The following is a 14,886-nucleotide window of genomic DNA, read 5'->3' on the forward strand; positions in this document are numbered from 1 at the left end:
CCGTTACTCAATAGACGGTACCACCGGCGTAAAACCGCTCAGGGGCTAACTGGGTATTGGGCAGGGCACTGCGACTCAGTTCCCTGCGCTGAAGTCTAATGTTCCCATTGCGGTTGTCACGGCATAAGCGATCATCGTCAGGCCAACGTAGGAGGTCGCCCAGCCTTCCTCGCGCGGGATGACGACAAGTCGGTGGTTTTGACACGCGGTCAGTTGGGCGCAATACCCTGGAAAGGCACCCTGAAGTTCGGCGTGCGCATCGGCGGGTGTCTCTCCCCGGTCACTCCGGTAGCTGACAAAAATCACATCTGCATCGAGTTCGGGCAAGCGCTCGACGCTCAGTTGCTCAGACGTGCCCTCTGGAATGCTGTCGATCAAATCCGGAAACGCAAAGCCAGCGTCCCGCAATACTTTGCCGAATGACGAATAGGGGTTCCAAACAGACAGATTGCCGTTCTGTGCATGAAAGGCACTGACCACTCGGCGCTGCTCTCCAGTCACGCGTCGAAGTTGGGCGATCTGTGCCTCATACCGTGCCTTGAGTTTATCCAGTGTGCCCGTCTTTCCGGTTATGTCAGCCAGCAGGTCGAAGAGTTCGAAATCACCCCGCACACCCGTGCGGGTGTCAATCACGATCGTGGGGGCGATGGCGGCCAGTTTGTCGACATCCGCTTGCTGCCAGGTGCTGGTAATAATCAGGTCTGGTCGAGCACCCATCAGCATTTCCATATCAACCGGGTTGTGGCCGAGATCAATAATGTCGCTGGTGGAGAAATCCTGCCCGGTTAACAGAATGCCTGCTCTGATCATTGCCGATCCAGTGGCGCCGGGGCGGCCATGGCTGGCCACAACAGGAGCCCCCAGTTCAAGCAGAGGGACGGTCAGCTCGATATCATGCAAGGCGGCGATGCGCTCGGGGTTGGCGGGGTAAATCACATCGCGCCCAAGATCGTCGGTGAAGCTGCGCATGTCCTGCGCAACAACCGGGGTGGAAAGCATCGTGAAGGTGGCGAGGGCGATGATCAGTCGTGTCATCGTAATAACCCACTATTAACCACATCATCCAGCATGGCGTTTAAGGCCAGCAGACCGCGGGCACGGGACCAGTTGCTGCGGTCAAACCGATACACTTTGTTATTTTCTACAGCCGCTAACGAGCCCCACAAAGGGCTTTGTTCCCATGCTGACAGGGGGTTTTGAGTCACCTCTTCGGTGGCTTCGAGGACAATAAGAATATCCGGATTTAAAGCCAATAAGCCTTCAAAATCGACATTGGCGGAAATGGCATTGGTAGCAGGGACAACGGCATTGTCGAAACCGAAATCACCCAAAATGCTGCCCATAAAGCTGGTGCCACCGTGCGCTGTAAACCCGCCGGGGTGGGATACTGCAATCACTATGCTTTGACCTTGGTTCTGGTTTGATGCGCGCACGTTTTGGTAGCGCCGTTGGTGCTCGGTCAGTTGGGTGTCGGCCAACGGACGCTCGCCCAACAGGTCGGCAATTTGCTGGTATTGGTTCAATATGTCTTCGTAACTGCCCCGCAAACTGTTGAACACCAAGGTGGGCGCGATGGCGCTCAGATGGGGGTAAAGGTCGGTATGGCGTGTTAGGTCAGCCAATATCAAATCTGGGTTGGCAGCAGCAATGGCTTCTAAATCCGGTTGGGCGCGCGTGCCCACGCTGGGAATGCCTGCCATGTGCACTTCAAGAATCGGTAACGGTAAAGCATCGCGGGACACCGCCACAGGTTTAACGCCAAGATTGAGTGTGGCGTCCATGTAGCTGAATTCCAGAGCAACCACAGCGCTGACTTGCCCCGGCACGCAGGTGGTACCCAGTTCGTGGTTAACGGCCGTTGTGTTTTCCGGGCACGCAGTGGCGAAAGCAGGCAAGGCACTGCTCAGAGTGATCGCAGCGGTGATGAGCCATTTTTTTTTCATGATGTTTTTCTCTGTATACGTTACTTATTCAGCAACGAGGTTGCGTTTCAGGGGTTTTTTTCATCGTTTTCATCATTGGTTCTGATTGATTCCCCGCGAGAAAATTTGCCCTTTAAGCTGACTGAGCGTTGTGCTGTTGTTCCAGGTAATTGCCCAGGCGTTCGTCACGCTCTTCTTTTGGTAACAGGACACAGGTTGAACAATAGGTAGCTGCATCGCTGGTGTAATAACGGCAGCAACCGCCCCGGGCGCGAAAGTGCTGTTTTGCCAGAACGTTTTCCGGCGAGCGTTCGTCTTTTAGGGTGATTTCGAAAAAGCCGGTTTGCCGGTTGAACAGCGGGGAGCCCCGCTGCTTTATCAGTGCCAGGGCTTCTTCCCGGGCGTGTTCTTCCACACCAGACTGCCGACCGATATTCAGAAAAGCGACGGCCAGTGCATCGGCTACCAGGCGCCATTGTGCCGCCTTGCTCAGACGGTGGGTTTGATAGAGTCGGTCGATAAGCGGTTGAAAGAGGTGTTCAATTTGTTGGCGCAGCAGATCCCGCAGGTCAGCCTGGCTACTGACCGGAATGGCATGGTTAATTAAGGTACGGGGGGCGTAGGCCCAGCAGTCGGTGCCGAGCAACCGGACTTCCAGTGAGTTGTAGGTGCCGCTTTCTCCGTTTTCTTCCCAGTGAACCTCGTACTCCATAAACGCCAGATTATCGCTTGCCAGAGAGGGCACACTGCCTTCGCCCAGGTACAGTGCCGCGACGGCCGTCAGTAAGTAGTAAGCGGTGTCGCCAACCAGGAAAGCGACCTGGCCTTTGGCGTCAAGGCCGGGGCATCGCGCGGCTTCATAGCGCATCAGGGCAGTACGCCATTCACTGTGTTCGGTCGTCAGTTCATCGAACCGGCAGCCATGCTTTGGCTGAGTGCCATAGCTTAACTTAAGGCCCTCAAAGCGGCTGCTGAGCGCATCGATACAGTCTGAGAAGGATGCAGGAGTGACGGTCATTGTGGTCATGTGGGTCACTGACGGTCCAAAGAAGATTCTGCGTCAGCCAAGTCAGGCAAACGCTGCTTTACGCAAACAGTAATAAAAATGCAACTCATTATCAAGTGAAAAGAAGTGACTGGAGGCTTAACGGCTGTTAGACGACAGAAGGACCTTTGGGAGTAGTGCGGAGGATTGCAACGTCTGCTGTATGCAAGGCTTCCTGCCTTGCAGTGAATGACATTCCCTGTCGTTTATAGGTGGCCGAAAGTAGATGCAACAGCGATCGAGGTCAGGACGCTGGTGTTAGGAGCGCCCGGTTCTGGCTTAGCCATTCCTTCAGCGTTTGTGGTTCACGCCCGGTCAGATGGTTAAAGTCACTGGTGACTTCCTCTACGCCGCCCTGGCGGGTGTTGGTATCGAAGCTTGCGAACGCTTTGGCCAATACCGGTGGTAAGCCCGCCTGTTCGAGCCCGGCAATCTTTTGTTCATCGGTGATGGGCACCACTGCCACGGAACGTGCGCTGATGTCGCTGAGCAGAGTCGCCATTTGCGCAGTGGTGAGCGCCTCTTTGCCCGTCAGGGTATAGGTGCGGTTGTTGAAGTCATTCTTCGCCAGCGCTGCGGCGGCGGCCGCTGCCAGGTCGGCGCGGGCAATGTTCGCCACCCGGCCGTCGCCAGCTGCGGTGAACCACTGGCCCGACTCCAGAATGTGCCCGGTTTCCATCAACAGGTTTTCGAAGTACCAGCTGTTGCGCAAGATCGTCCAGCTCATTGAGCTTGCGGCAATGAACTCCTCAGTTTTCAGGTGGTCACCGGCAAAGGTAATGGATGAACCCCCGGGCTTGGGCATGGAGGTGTACAGTATATGCCTTACCCCAGCCTGTTCTGCAGCGCTGACAGCCAGCTTGTGCTGAGCCAGGCGTTTGCCGGTTTCCGCCAGTTCGTCGGTGCTAACGAGTAACAGGCGGTTCACCCCGTTGAAAGCCGCGCTCAGAGTTGCCGGGTCGTCGAAATCCGCCTGGCGTACCTGAATGCCCTGGTCGGCGAGCTCTTTCAGGGACTCTGGGCGTCGGGTCAGCGCGATAATTTGGTCGGCTGGCACGCCCTGCTCCGTCAGTAAGGCATTGATGATCAGTCGGCCCAGCTGGCCTGATGCGCCAGTGACGGCTATGGGGTAAGTGTCGGTCATGGAAAAGCCCTCGTGTGTTGCAAAAATAAAGGTTATGTTTACCTAGTAGGTTACTTTATAATACCGCCTTTCCCGAGCGGCGGAAGTAGGGTGCTGAAGGTCACCTGGTTACTGCCAGGTAACTCAGTGACAGGTCGTGAGATATCATTGAAATGATGAATAACGGTGGTGAGACCCGATGGGCAAACGCAAACTGGAACACGAACCCCTGAATCGAAACTGTCCGATCCGGGATGTGCTTGATCGGCTGGGTGATCGCTGGACGGTGTTGATCATGATGACCCTGGGCGACCAGACGCTCAGGTTCAGTGAGCTGCGCCGTCAGATCGTTGATATATCACCGCGCATGCTGGCGCAGACGTTGCGTCATCTTGAACAGGATGGGCTGGTGCTGCGTGAGGTGTACCCAACCGTCCCCCCCAGGGTGGAATACAGCATGTCCGATCTGGGCCATTCCTTTTATGAGCACCTGCAGCCCATGGTGCAGTGGGCCGACAAACACCACGATGAGGTACGTCAGGCTCGGGCCAGCTATATTGCTCAGGAGGCTTACCAGGCGCTTTAATGCCACTACCCGGGTGCCTGGTGTGCAGTTGCTGTTATCCGGCGGAGATTAGTTTGAATCCGGTCGTCAAACTCGCTGGCATTAACCGGCCAATGGCTGGCACAATCGAGGCAGGTGGGCAAGCCGATAACGGTTAAAGTGGAGGTAGTTCGTGAAGCTGGCATTTACCAAAAAGGAATACCTGCAGCGCGTTAAAAAGGTGCGGCGGGAGATGCGAACACGTAAGGTCGATATTCTGATTGCGACTGACCCCGGCAATATGAATTGGCTAACCGGGTATGACGGCTGGTCGTTCTACGTACACCAGGGTGTGGTGATTCATGTCGATCAGGAAGAACCCATCTGGTTCGGGCGCCGCATGGATGAGAGCGCAGCCCTGTTGCGCTGTTTCATGAAGAAAGAAAACCTGACCAGTTACCCGGAAGAGTACGTTCAGAACCTCGAAAAACACCCGATGACCTGGCTGGCCGAGCACCTGTTTATTGAGAACGGCTGGAACGGGGCCACCATCGCCACCGAGATGGATAATTACTACTACACCGCTGATGCCCATCGCTCTCTGCGCCTGGCGTTGCCGGAAGCCCGTTTTGTCGATAGCCATAATCTGGTGAACTGGTGTCGGGCCATCAAGTCGGCGAAAGAAATTGAGTTCATGAAGATCGCCGGCAAGATCACTTCGAAAATTCACCAGCGCATTCTGGATGTGGCGCGGGTGGGCGTGCCCAAGAGTCACGTTGTCTCGCAAATTTACGAGACGGCGATTGCCGGTGTCGACGGTTACAGCGGCGATTACCCCTCTATTGTGCCGTTGCTGCCCTCTGGCAAAGAGGCTTCAGCGTCTCACATTACCTGGGATGAACGGCCGTTTCGAGCGAATGAAGGGACCTTCTTTGAAATCTCAGGCTGCTACAAGCGCTACCATGCGCCCATGTCGCGCACGCTCTATATGGGCAAGCCCAGCGCCCGCTTTCTGAACGCCGAGAAAGCCCTGCTGGAAGCCATTGACGCGGGGCTGGAGCAGGCCAAACCCGGTAACCGGACGTGTGACATCGCCAATGCGGTGAATGCCACCATGTTGAAGTACGGCATTGATCGTCAGGGGTCCCGCTGTGGCTACCCCATTGGCGTTAGCTACCCGCCGGACTGGGGTGAGCGTACCTCCAGCTTGCGCGCTTCGGATGAAACCGTCTTGCAGCCGGGCATGACCTTTCACTTCATGCCCGGTATCTGGCAGGACGACTGGGGCATCGAAATTACCGAAAGTATTCTGATCACCGAAACGGGTGTTGAGATGCTATGTGATTTCCCGCGCCAGCTGTTTGTGAAATAAAACGGAGCTGACCAGGAAGCAACTCCCTCGTCTGGTCAGCGTTGTTTCTAGAGTGCCGGGTAGCCCGCCATTCGCGCGGTCTGCTCGCGTACCGCACCGGTCATGAAATCCATCAGCGATTGAATGCGCGAGACGCCGCGCAAGTCCGGGTGCATCAGAAACCAGAGCCCGTAGCTCAGTTGCGGAATTGGGTCCGATAACTGAACCAGTTCGGGCTCACCATCGGCCAGATAACAGGGCAATACCGACACCCCAACTCCCGCTTTTACGCTGCTGAGCATCCCGATTAACGTATCGACCCGGAAGGCGCATTGCCCATCGTAGCCCTGTTCGGCCATCCATTGACGCATGGGCTCGTCAAACAGGCGCGACCCGGGGCCGACCCAGGGCAGTTGATGTAAATCGAAGGCGCTGGCGTCAATTTGGCTCTTGTGACCATAGACAGCCATGCCGATATCGGCCAGTTTGCGGCCGATCAAATGCTCCGGCGGTGCGTTGGAGGGGCGAATGGCAACGTCGGCTTCGCGTTTGGTGAGGTTGAACAACTGATTGGACACGGCGATGTCCAGCGTGACACCCGGGTAGTGTTGCCGGAACTCACCAAACAGCGGGGCGAGGAGGCCGGCCATCATGGAGTCTGTGGTAGTTACCCAGACGGCGCCGGTCGGTTGCAGGTCCCGACCGACGATACGGCGTTCCGCCTGCAACACAAACTCTTCCATTTGCCGGGCTGTTTCAGCCAGCTCCTCGCCCGACGGAGTAGGGAAGTAACCAGAGCGCGACCGTTCAAACAACATGACACCCAGCCGCTTTTCGATCTCTCCCAGGCGTCGGAAGACGGTCGCGTGGTTCACCTGCATCCGGCGCGCCGCTCCAGACAGTGAGCCGCTTTCGGCAATGGCCAGAACCGTTTCAAAGTCGTCCCAGTGGATCTGGTAGGGCCCGCCCTGGCGTTTTATGTGCGTTTTAGCTTGTGCGATTTTGCAAACTCCATTTGGCTTTTTTGGGAATTACTTTGCGAATAGTCTCAGCGTAGCATACTCACATCGTCAGAGAAGGCCCCGCAGTCCATTCAGTTGGGTCGTTAATTCACCGGCAATAGGAGGTTCCCTTATGAGCCAGACACATTTTGACAGAGGCACGCTTTTTCAGGCCTATCGCAGCGCTTTTTTACTCGGGACGTCCTCCGCCCGTCTTTCGGAGCCCTCAAGCATTCCCGAGCGGTATCGTGATGCCGGAGATCGTATTCGCAGTGATCGGGTTGAACTCGATGCCCGCAACGCCAGGGCGCAGTGGCTGAAGCGTGTCTTCAAACGCTAGGCACACAAGCAGTTTCAAGCGGAACGTCACTGTAGACAGCTCGGTTTGGCCGGGCTTTTTTTCGGGTTTACCCGGTGCTGCCTGCGCTGGGCAGTAACACCGTCGCAGCATGGGCGCTAACGGCTTCACGAAGGTGTGCCATCGCACTGCTCTCTGTTTGCCAGTAGTGCCAATACAGGGGTACATCCAGATGGTAGGAGGGGCTGACATCGACCAGATCACCGCGGTTCAGATACGGCTGAACCTGCAGTTCCGGAAGCATGCCAAAGCCCAAGCCGGACAAGGCCATTTGTACAAACCCCTCAGAGGAGGGGCAACGATGGATGCGTTGCGGCGGAGGCAGCCCGAGGCTTTCCAGGAATTGATGTTGCAGTTGGTCGTCGTGGTTGAAAACAAGGCAGGGAATCTGGCTAAGGTTCTCCGGGTATTGAAGCGTCTGGTACCGTTCGACGAAGGCGGGGCTCGCCAGAGCCCGATAGCGCAACGTTCCTAACGTCATCACAGCTCCGCCATTGACCGGGCGTGATTCAGCACAGATGCACGCCATTACTTCTCCCTGGCGCATGCGCTTCAGTCCCACTTCCTGGTCTTCGACCACCAGATCAAAATCCATTTCCGGGCTCAGTTCGCACCGCGCCAGCGCGGGGGCGAGCCAGGTGGCCATGGAATCGGCATTAACGGTGAGCCTGAGTTTAAGTGGCAAGGCGTCGCGGGTGTCGACCAAATCCATTTCCAGTTGCCTCACCTGCTGCAGGTGATTGTTCAGCCGCCAGCCCAGTGCTGTAGCACGGGGCGGGTTGGTTCGCAGTAGTACGGGTTGCCCGAGCCTTTGTTCCAGCTGTCGTATGCGTTGGCTGATGGCCGATTGCGTCAGATGCAGTTTGTGCGCTGCCCGCTCAAACCCGCCGGTTTCGATGACGGCCGCCAGCGCATCGAGCAGTCGGTAGTCGAGCATGTTAACCCCCGGTGAACGTGGAAAACGTTAATCTACGGTAATTAGAAATACTTATGAAGGATTAAAAACATTCGTTGGATTAATAGCAGCTTGCTCCTTAGCCTACACGGCAATCACCAACAACGGGAGCAGGTATGGTCGGGTCTTTTATTACGGGTTTTGGCATTTCCATCGGTTTGATCGTGGCCATCGGTGCGCAGAATGCTTGGGTGCTGAACAAGAGCATGCGCGGCGAACACCCAGCTGTTGTGGCGCTGGTGTGTTGCAGCATCGATGCACTGCTGATCACGCTGGGCGTTTACAGTGTCGATTGGGTACAGCAACGCATCCCGGGGCTGGTTCCTGTGCTGACCTGGTTAGGCATCTGCTTGCTGTGCTGGTTGGCCGCCCAGGCGTTCTGGCGAGTGTGGCACGGGTCTGAAGGGTTGAGGGTGGCCGTGGCTGGGGCTGCCGTAACCAAATGGCAGGTGGCCGGCCAGGCCATGGCGATCTCACTGCTGAACCCGCATGTGTACCTTGATACGGTCGTGCTGGTGGGCAGTGTGGGTGCTCAGCAGAGCTACCCGGGTTACTTTGTGGTTGGGGCTGCTGCGGCATCAGCGACCTGGTTCTTCAGCTTAACCGGGTTTGGGCGGTACCTGGGGCCAAAGCTAAGGTCTCCAACGGCGTGGCGCTGGTTCGACGCGACCGTTGGCGGCGTCATGGTGCTGGTTGCCGTGTCGCTGGTGCCCTGAAACGGGCTTATTTGGAGCTGGGCTCTTCAAACCAGGCCGGAAAATCCCGGGCATGCAGGTCTATCCACTCCCGCGCGGCTTCTTCGGGGGTCAGATCCCGACCCTGGCGCTCCCATTGTTGCCGGTACTGTTCGATGTGGCAGATTTGCTCAACCATGCGCACGGCAAAGGCGTTTTCCAGATTGTCGAAGCGCAGCCCGATCACGAAGTGGTCGTCCTGCAGGTGGCACCAGACGACCTGGCCTTTGGTTTCAAACGGCGGATCACCAACCCCGATACTGACTTGCACAATTTGCCCGGGTTCGAGCGCCTCTTCTGTTATGAAGCTGAGCCCACCCTGGCTGATGTCCAGCAACTCTGTCGGGTTGGGCTCGGTGGGTTGCTGGCACTGATACTTCAACGGCACGGCGGCCGGGTGGCGAATGTATTGTCGCACGCTGTACTCCTCACGCTGCGAAACAATGCCGATAAACAACCATGCAGCGGATACTCCTCAGTATAGTCGAGGCCGTGCTGCTTGGAGGCTGACATGAAATCTCCACACGCTTGCACTAGACTCACACGATTGACTGTTTTTTACACCGTTTTACAACTCATACAATAAAAACGCATTAGGGGAGAAGTCCGGGTGAGTACCACTAAGAGCAATCAACAAGGCTGGGTCGCAGTGACGCTGGCTGTGATTCTTGTCATCGTTCTTGCCGTTGTCGCCTACTTTTACCAGCAATACCGGTCGCAATTGGCCCAGGCTCAAGAAAGTATGAGTGCACTCGAACAAGCCCAGGAGCGCACACAATCGGAATTGAGTACCGTTCAGAGCCGCCTGAGCGAGGCCAACAGCCGGGTTCGGGAACTGGAAACCGAGCGCAGCCGGCTGCTGAGTGACGCCGAAGCGACCAGTGAGCGTCTGGCGGAGTTGCAGGCCCAGTACGATAACCTGCGACAGGATTCGCAATCGAGCGTGGGTGACCTGCAGTCCGATCTGGAACAGGCACGTCAGGACCGCGATGAACTCCAGCAAACCCTGGCCGAAGCCGACGGCCTGATCGCCAGGCAGGCTGAGCAGCAAGCGACCCTCGAGGCTGAACTTCAGGAAACCATTGAAACATTGGCTGCCGTTGAAGCAGAGCTGGTTGCAGCTGAGGCACAACTGGCAGACACCACAGACGAACTGGCCACAACCACAAACGAACTGGCCGCACTCACAGCAGAACTTGAGGCAGTAAAGGCAGGCGCGTCTGATCTTGAGCGTCAGCTGGAGGCCAGCCAGGCGCATGTGCAGCGGTTGTTGAACGAGCGCACGGCGTTGCTGGCCAATACCCAGCGTATGGAGCAGGAAGGCCGCGAGCAACAGGCTGCCAACGACCGCTTGCAGCAACAGTTGGATGAAACCCTGGCCGAATTGAACATTGCCGAAGTGGAGCTGATGCGGCGCGAAGCCAACCTTGATGAAGCCGTGGCTGAGCGGGAAACCGTGGTCGATGAGTATCGGCAGGCACGGGAAGAGTTGGCCTTGCAACAGGCGCGCAGTGAAAACTACAGCGAAACCATTGCCGAGCTCGAAGCCCGCCTGAACCGTGAAACACAAGCCATGGATGCATTACAGAGCCAGCTGCAGTCGTTGAGTAATGAACGCCAAACCCTGGTGTCGCGACTGGAAGACGGCACTACGGTGATTAAGCTGCCGGAAAACATCGTCTTCGCCTCGGGTTCTGCCAGCATCGGTGAAGCGGGGCGGGAAACCCTGCAACTGCTGGCTGACGCCCTGGTGAGCTTTCCGGATCATCTGATCAGCATTCAGGGCCACAGTGATGGCCGGCCGATTTCGCCATCGTTGCAGGAAAAGTACCCCTCCAACTGGGAGCTTTCAACGGCGCGCGCTGCCTCGGCTGTGCAAGTACTGAACCAGTCGGGTATCGATTCGGACCGCATGCAAGCCGTCGGGTATGCCGACACACGGCCGCTGGTTGAGGAAACGGATGCGCAGAGCCGCCGCGCGAACCGTCGCATTGAAGTGCTGCTGTATCCTAACCAGTTCACCATGCGGGTGCTGGACCAGGCGGGTCTCGAGACCCCCTGAACGCCAGTTTTTAGCGCTCTTTTATGGTTTAATGGCCGGGTAAACACACGACAGGGAACTCTAACCAAATGTCGAACCCGGCCGCTTCTGCCACGCCTCCGGTTACCGCGCCAGACCCATCGCCGTTTCGGCTTATTGAATTCATTACCCTGTTTGCGCTGCTGACCTCGCTGACAGCGCTCACTATCGACGCCATACTCCCAGCCTTTCCGGCCATGGCTGCCAGCTTCTCGGTAGCCGATGCAACCGACCTTCAACTGACCATCAGCCTGATGGTGCTGGGCATGGTGTTTGGCGAGCTGGCGTTTGGCCCGTTGGCCGACGCATACGGCCGCAAATGGGCCATAGTGACAGGCTTGCTCATATTTGCCACAGGGACGCTGATCGCCCTCTTTGCCCAGTCAATGACGATGCTGTTACTGGGCAGGCTGGTTCAGGGCATGGGCGTGGCCGGCTCCAAAATTGGCACCCGGGCGCTGATTCGCGACCGGTTTCAGGGCGAAGCAATGGCGCGCATTATGTCCTTCGTGATGATGATTCTGATACTGGTTCCGATGCTGGCCCCGGCACTGGGGCAGCTGGTGCTGTGGATAGCCGGCTGGCGTGCCATTTTTCTGATGTTGCTGGTGCTGGCCCTGATTGCCGGCGCCTGGCTGGTTGTGCGCCAGCCCGAAACACTGACCACCGAACGTCGCCTTCCGATTCGCCCGCTGCCCCTTGCAAAAACCACCCTGCGCATTCTGAAACACCCACAAGTAATGGCCTACACCATCGTCGCCGGCCTGGTGTTTGGGTGCCAGGTGGTCTATTACAGCATTGCCCATTCGCTATTCGAAGACCTGTATCAGGCAGGTGCCCGCTTTCCGCTCTACTTTGCGATACTGGCCGCTGGTATTGGCCTGGCGTCACTGACCAACGGCGCACTGGTCATGCGCCTGGGGATGTATCGCCAAACCCTGACCGCGCTGATCGGCATGATGGGGATCAGTGCATCACTGGCCATCCTGGCATGGCTAGGTGAGGGTAAACCTTCACTGCCGGTGTTTTTGTTACTGGGGTTCTGGTTGTTCTTTGGCGTGGGCCTGCTGTTTGGCAACATCAACGCGCTCGCCATGCAGTCACTGGGGCAGGTAGCCGGCCTTGGCTCCTCGATTATCGCCTCATTCTCCAGTCTGGTAGCCGTGGGGGTATCCTTTGCCGTTGGCCCGCTCTATAACCAGACGGTGTACCCTTTAGCGCTGGCCTTTTTTGGCGCAGCGGCCATCAGTCTGGTGCTGGTTATAAGTGTGTATGGGCGGGATTGCGGCGAAGTAGAGCCAGTGAGGCAAGCTTAACGAGACTGTGTACTGCCTGCACTGGCTTCTTCGTGCCTGGTTTACGGTGTCATAGACTATCGATTAACTCGCCAATAGGCGTTCCAGCGATCAGATCTTAATTGGGACTGTTCGACATAGTAGCCATGCTTGTAAAAGTCGCTCATCTCCCTAGCCGCCTCGGGAATCCCATTACTGGCGGCGTATTGAATATGTTCGAATGCCTCCTGATAACTCTGCTCGAAGCCTTGCCCGCTTTTATACAACAAACCAACCAGATAGCTGGTCCTTGGGTTACCTGCATTTGCCTGCTCCAAAAGGGTAGTGCGGCCATTAGCCAACTGCTCATCACTGTCTGGTTCAAATGCATAGAGTTCCCCAAGCTTTACGGTAGCTTCAATTACCCCGTCATCTGAAGCGGACTCGAGCAATGGGATTGCTTTGCTTCTATCGTACCCATCGCTATTCTGAGGGCCTGCCAGATAAGCTAACCCACGGACATAATTAACGTATTCAGTTGCGTCGTTACTGGAGGAGGCCTGGTTTATCCAATAGGAAGCCTGAGCTGGGTCTTTTTCAACGCCGATTCCCCGCAGGTAATACTCAGCCAGCTTTGCCTGGGCAAGCTTGTGGCCGTTTCTTGCTGCGAAATCCATAAATCTAAAGGCATCGTTATAGTCGAAATCAAGTCGTCCATCGACATCTCTTCGCCCCAGCCCGCGAAATGAGATTTCAGCACGCCAGTAACTGGCTCGCGGATCATCAGGGATGCGGGAGTAGTGACTAGACGCATTTCTGTAATCTTCGCTCTTTCGGTACATCTCTGCGATTTCAAAGTGATGCGGTTCATCACCAAAGCGATAATATTGAAGTGCCATTTCAATGTCTCTTTCAACTCCAGTACCATTCGCCCACATATCTGCCAGCTTTTTTGAGTACTCGGCAGCTATGTCAGTGTCGTTGTTCCAAGCCAGTTTGGAATAGAAATAGTGAGCATCCGGGTAATTTTGTTCTACGCCGTCACCATTGAAATAACGGTTAGAAACGATGACCATCAGTTCTGTGGCAATTTTATCTGAGAATTCATCTTCCCCTGGCTCGAGAGCGTCAACCCTTGCCTCATAAGCTGCTTCATAGGCTTTGAACGCACGTTCTCTGGATCCAGCATCCCCTGTGCTTTCATAGAGCACATCCTGCTTTCTGGCAAATTCATGTAATTCATCATAACTAATATACGCGGGTGCCTCTCTAGTACCCGTTTCTAACCACTCCTCGATAGAAAGCTGGTCCGGCCTGTTTGGTACCTGTACTACTAGGTAATACAATGCAGCAACGACAAGCCCTGCTACAATAGGAGCGGTAGCAGGCCACATAACTTTAAATGTTGATGGTTTCTCGAGACATTTAGTTCGCTTTTCTAAAAAATGGACGAGTAGGGCGATGCCGATGCCAGAGAACGCTATCAGGTACGTAACTCTATAGAAACAAGCAATAGCATAGAGTGCAGAAGTGACGGAAAGCCAAGAGATCACGGACTTATAACTGCTTGACATCCGTTTTAGTACGTCGGCGCCAATGAAGAAAACACCTAAGGAAACCAGACTCCATCCGAATGAAGCATCTTTGTCACCCAGGCTGTATCTGTTGAAGACCTGTATTAAAGCGAATAAAAATAGAGGACGGAGCAGTGTGGACGCTACAGCCATTGCTGGATATGAAATTCTCTTGTTGATCATGTCGGTCTATCTTTACCTCAAGCATTGAATTATTAAAACGTAGTAATTATATCAATCTGAATAGTTCGAGATTACAGCTTGAGAAAAATTATTTCTGTCGTTGCATATGGCTGCCAAGTGTCTACTCTTGCATTATCGCCATTCCGAAAACTTAAACGAATCCTTCTTGCAGAATTTTATTCTTCCAATAAAAAATCTCAAAATTAACTATTTGGTGCTTTAGTGATTCGATTAAATTATCGCATAGCTGCCCGACGTTCTTTGTCTATTTTGAAAAAGAAATCTGCAAGCTTATCTATTTCCGTCTCGTACTCCTTAAAAGTGAAGAAATCCCTATAAGCAGGGTCCATCATACGGTCTTCGCCTTTTAGAAACTTAACCCAGCGCCTTAGCTTTACAACGATAGTCCGCAACACGTCTTCTTTGGCATAAATTGGACAGGCTTCATAGAACTCAATCAGTCTATCGGCACTGAACTGATCTGGTTTTATCATTCGTCTTAGTCTTGCGTCCAATGCGGCCATGTCATTCTGTATTTCCTCGGCTACTTCATTGAAATCTGCCTCGGTCATTTCGATACCACCCTCTGTCAAATCCTCTATGGTATAGCTGTTCTTTTCGACAAAACGAACCTGATGGATTAGTCCTGGTACTTCGGGTATCGGTCGGCTTTTGTCCATAAAGTCTGTGAGTACGCGCCAAAAGAACTGGGCCTGCTCGTACTGAGGTGCAAATCCAAAAT

General features: G+C 55.1%; 14 protein-coding genes and 1 pseudogene. 6 read left to right on the plus strand and 9 right to left on the minus strand.

Translation table 11 applies throughout. The annotated features are described in order from the left end of the window. Window positions 1-75: 75 nt before the first annotated feature. From EP166_RS20630 to EP166_RS20645, 4 genes are all read right to left on the minus strand, one after another. Window positions 76-1,035 carry an ABC transporter substrate-binding protein gene (locus tag EP166_RS20630; protein ID WP_127560672.1) on the minus strand — a complete coding sequence of 320 codons (960 nt, stop codon included), beginning with the start codon at window positions 1,033-1,035 and terminating at the stop codon, window positions 76-78. Continuing rightward, entirely contained in the window at window positions 1,032-1,943 is a 912-nt protein-coding gene (locus tag EP166_RS20635) for an ABC transporter substrate-binding protein (RefSeq protein WP_127560674.1), read from the minus strand. The genes EP166_RS20630 and EP166_RS20635 overlap by 4 nt, the downstream gene beginning before the upstream one ends. Window positions 1,944-2,055: 112 nt before the next feature. Then, window positions 2,056-2,949 carry a (2Fe-2S)-binding protein gene (locus tag EP166_RS20640; RefSeq protein WP_127560676.1) on the minus strand — a complete coding sequence of 298 codons (894 nt, stop codon included), beginning with the start codon at window positions 2,947-2,949 and terminating at the stop codon, window positions 2,056-2,058. 262 nt (window positions 2,950-3,211) lie between these two features. Beyond that, window positions 3,212-4,111, minus strand: coding sequence for an SDR family oxidoreductase (locus EP166_RS20645; RefSeq protein WP_127560677.1), 900 nt, complete (start codon window positions 4,109-4,111; stop codon window positions 3,212-3,214). A gap of 178 nt (window positions 4,112-4,289) precedes the next feature. On the opposite strand from EP166_RS20645, the gene EP166_RS20650 reads away from it, so the two are divergent. Next, complete coding sequence (locus tag EP166_RS20650; RefSeq protein WP_127560679.1) at window positions 4,290-4,676, plus strand: winged helix-turn-helix transcriptional regulator; 387 nt, start codon at window positions 4,290-4,292, stop codon at window positions 4,674-4,676. Window positions 4,677-4,827: 151 nt separating this feature from the next. Next, window positions 4,828-6,006, plus strand: coding sequence for a M24 family metallopeptidase (locus tag EP166_RS20655; RefSeq protein ID WP_127560681.1), 1,179 nt, complete (start codon window positions 4,828-4,830; stop codon window positions 6,004-6,006). A gap of 47 nt (window positions 6,007-6,053) precedes the next feature. Here EP166_RS20655 and EP166_RS20660 read toward each other — a convergent pair whose 3' ends face one another. Further along, complete coding sequence (locus EP166_RS20660; RefSeq protein WP_342775668.1) at window positions 6,054-6,986, minus strand: LysR family transcriptional regulator; 933 nt, start codon at window positions 6,984-6,986, stop codon at window positions 6,054-6,056. A 133-nt stretch (window positions 6,987-7,119) separates the two neighbouring features. Between EP166_RS20660 and EP166_RS20665 the strand changes: the two genes are divergently transcribed. Further along, the gene (locus EP166_RS20665; RefSeq protein WP_127560683.1) at window positions 7,120-7,326 is read left to right on the plus strand and encodes a hypothetical protein; all 207 of its coding nucleotides are present in this window, start codon (window positions 7,120-7,122) and stop codon (window positions 7,324-7,326) included. Window positions 7,327-7,393: 67 nt separating this feature from the next. Here the strand turns inward: EP166_RS20665 and EP166_RS20670 are convergent, their stop codons facing one another. After that, window positions 7,394-8,281 carry a LysR family transcriptional regulator ArgP gene (locus EP166_RS20670; protein ID WP_127560685.1) on the minus strand — a complete coding sequence of 296 codons (888 nt, stop codon included), beginning with the start codon at window positions 8,279-8,281 and terminating at the stop codon, window positions 7,394-7,396. A gap of 134 nt (window positions 8,282-8,415) precedes the next feature. On the opposite strand from EP166_RS20670, the gene EP166_RS20675 reads away from it, so the two are divergent. Further along, a complete protein-coding gene (locus EP166_RS20675) occupies window positions 8,416-9,015 on the plus strand; it encodes a LysE/ArgO family amino acid transporter (RefSeq protein ID WP_127560687.1) in 600 nt (199 codons plus the stop codon). Between the two features lie 7 nt (window positions 9,016-9,022). Here the strand turns inward: EP166_RS20675 and EP166_RS20680 are convergent, their stop codons facing one another. Beyond that, on the minus strand, window positions 9,023-9,451 hold the full coding sequence (locus EP166_RS20680; protein WP_164744045.1) for a PilZ domain-containing protein: 429 nt from the start codon (window positions 9,449-9,451) through the stop codon (window positions 9,023-9,025). A 192-nt stretch (window positions 9,452-9,643) separates the two neighbouring features. Here EP166_RS20680 and EP166_RS20685 point away from each other — a divergent pair, with 192 nt between their 5' ends. Continuing rightward, the gene (locus tag EP166_RS20685) at window positions 9,644-11,095 is read left to right on the plus strand and encodes an OmpA family protein (RefSeq protein ID WP_127560691.1); all 1,452 of its coding nucleotides are present in this window, start codon (window positions 9,644-9,646) and stop codon (window positions 11,093-11,095) included. Between the two features lie 68 nt (window positions 11,096-11,163). After that, the gene (locus tag EP166_RS20690; protein WP_127560693.1) at window positions 11,164-12,429 is read left to right on the plus strand and encodes a multidrug effflux MFS transporter; all 1,266 of its coding nucleotides are present in this window, start codon (window positions 11,164-11,166) and stop codon (window positions 12,427-12,429) included. Window positions 12,430-12,485: 56 nt separating this feature from the next. Here EP166_RS20690 and EP166_RS20695 read toward each other — a convergent pair whose 3' ends face one another. Both EP166_RS20695 and EP166_RS21215 read right to left on the minus strand, forming a co-directional pair. After that, complete coding sequence (locus tag EP166_RS20695; RefSeq protein ID WP_127560695.1) at window positions 12,486-14,144, minus strand: tetratricopeptide repeat protein; 1,659 nt, start codon at window positions 14,142-14,144, stop codon at window positions 12,486-12,488. A 236-nt stretch (window positions 14,145-14,380) separates the two neighbouring features. Continuing rightward, window positions 14,381-14,886 (minus strand): annotated as a pseudogene (locus EP166_RS21215) (hypothetical protein); the annotation flags it as partial.

It is taken from the genome of Saccharospirillum alexandrii (genome assembly GCF_004000275.1).
Classification (GTDB): Bacteria; Pseudomonadota; Gammaproteobacteria; order Pseudomonadales; family Natronospirillaceae; genus Saccharospirillum; species Saccharospirillum alexandrii.

Coding starts and splice junctions, on each gene's coding strand:
- EP166_RS20630 (WP_127560672.1), bottom strand. CDS start 1,035: ATGACACGACTGATCATCGCCCTCGCCACCTTCACGATGCTTTCCACC.
- EP166_RS20635 (WP_127560674.1), bottom strand. CDS start 1,943: ATGAAAAAAAAATGGCTCATCACCGCTGCGATCACTCTGAGCAGTGCC.
- EP166_RS20640 (WP_127560676.1), bottom strand. CDS start 2,949: ATGACCACAATGACCGTCACTCCTGCATCCTTCTCAGACTGTATCGAT.
- EP166_RS20645 (WP_127560677.1), bottom strand. CDS start 4,111: ATGACCGACACTTACCCCATAGCCGTCACTGGCGCATCAGGCCAGCTG.
- EP166_RS20650 (WP_127560679.1), top strand. CDS start 4,290: ATGGGCAAACGCAAACTGGAACACGAACCCCTGAATCGAAACTGTCCG.
- EP166_RS20665 (WP_127560683.1), top strand. CDS start 7,120: ATGAGCCAGACACATTTTGACAGAGGCACGCTTTTTCAGGCCTATCGC.
- EP166_RS20670 (WP_127560685.1), bottom strand. CDS start 8,281: ATGCTCGACTACCGACTGCTCGATGCGCTGGCGGCCGTCATCGAAACC.
- EP166_RS20675 (WP_127560687.1), top strand. CDS start 8,416: ATGGTCGGGTCTTTTATTACGGGTTTTGGCATTTCCATCGGTTTGATC.
- EP166_RS20690 (WP_127560693.1), top strand. CDS start 11,164: ATGTCGAACCCGGCCGCTTCTGCCACGCCTCCGGTTACCGCGCCAGAC.
- EP166_RS20695 (WP_127560695.1), bottom strand. CDS start 14,144: ATGATCAACAAGAGAATTTCATATCCAGCAATGGCTGTAGCGTCCACA.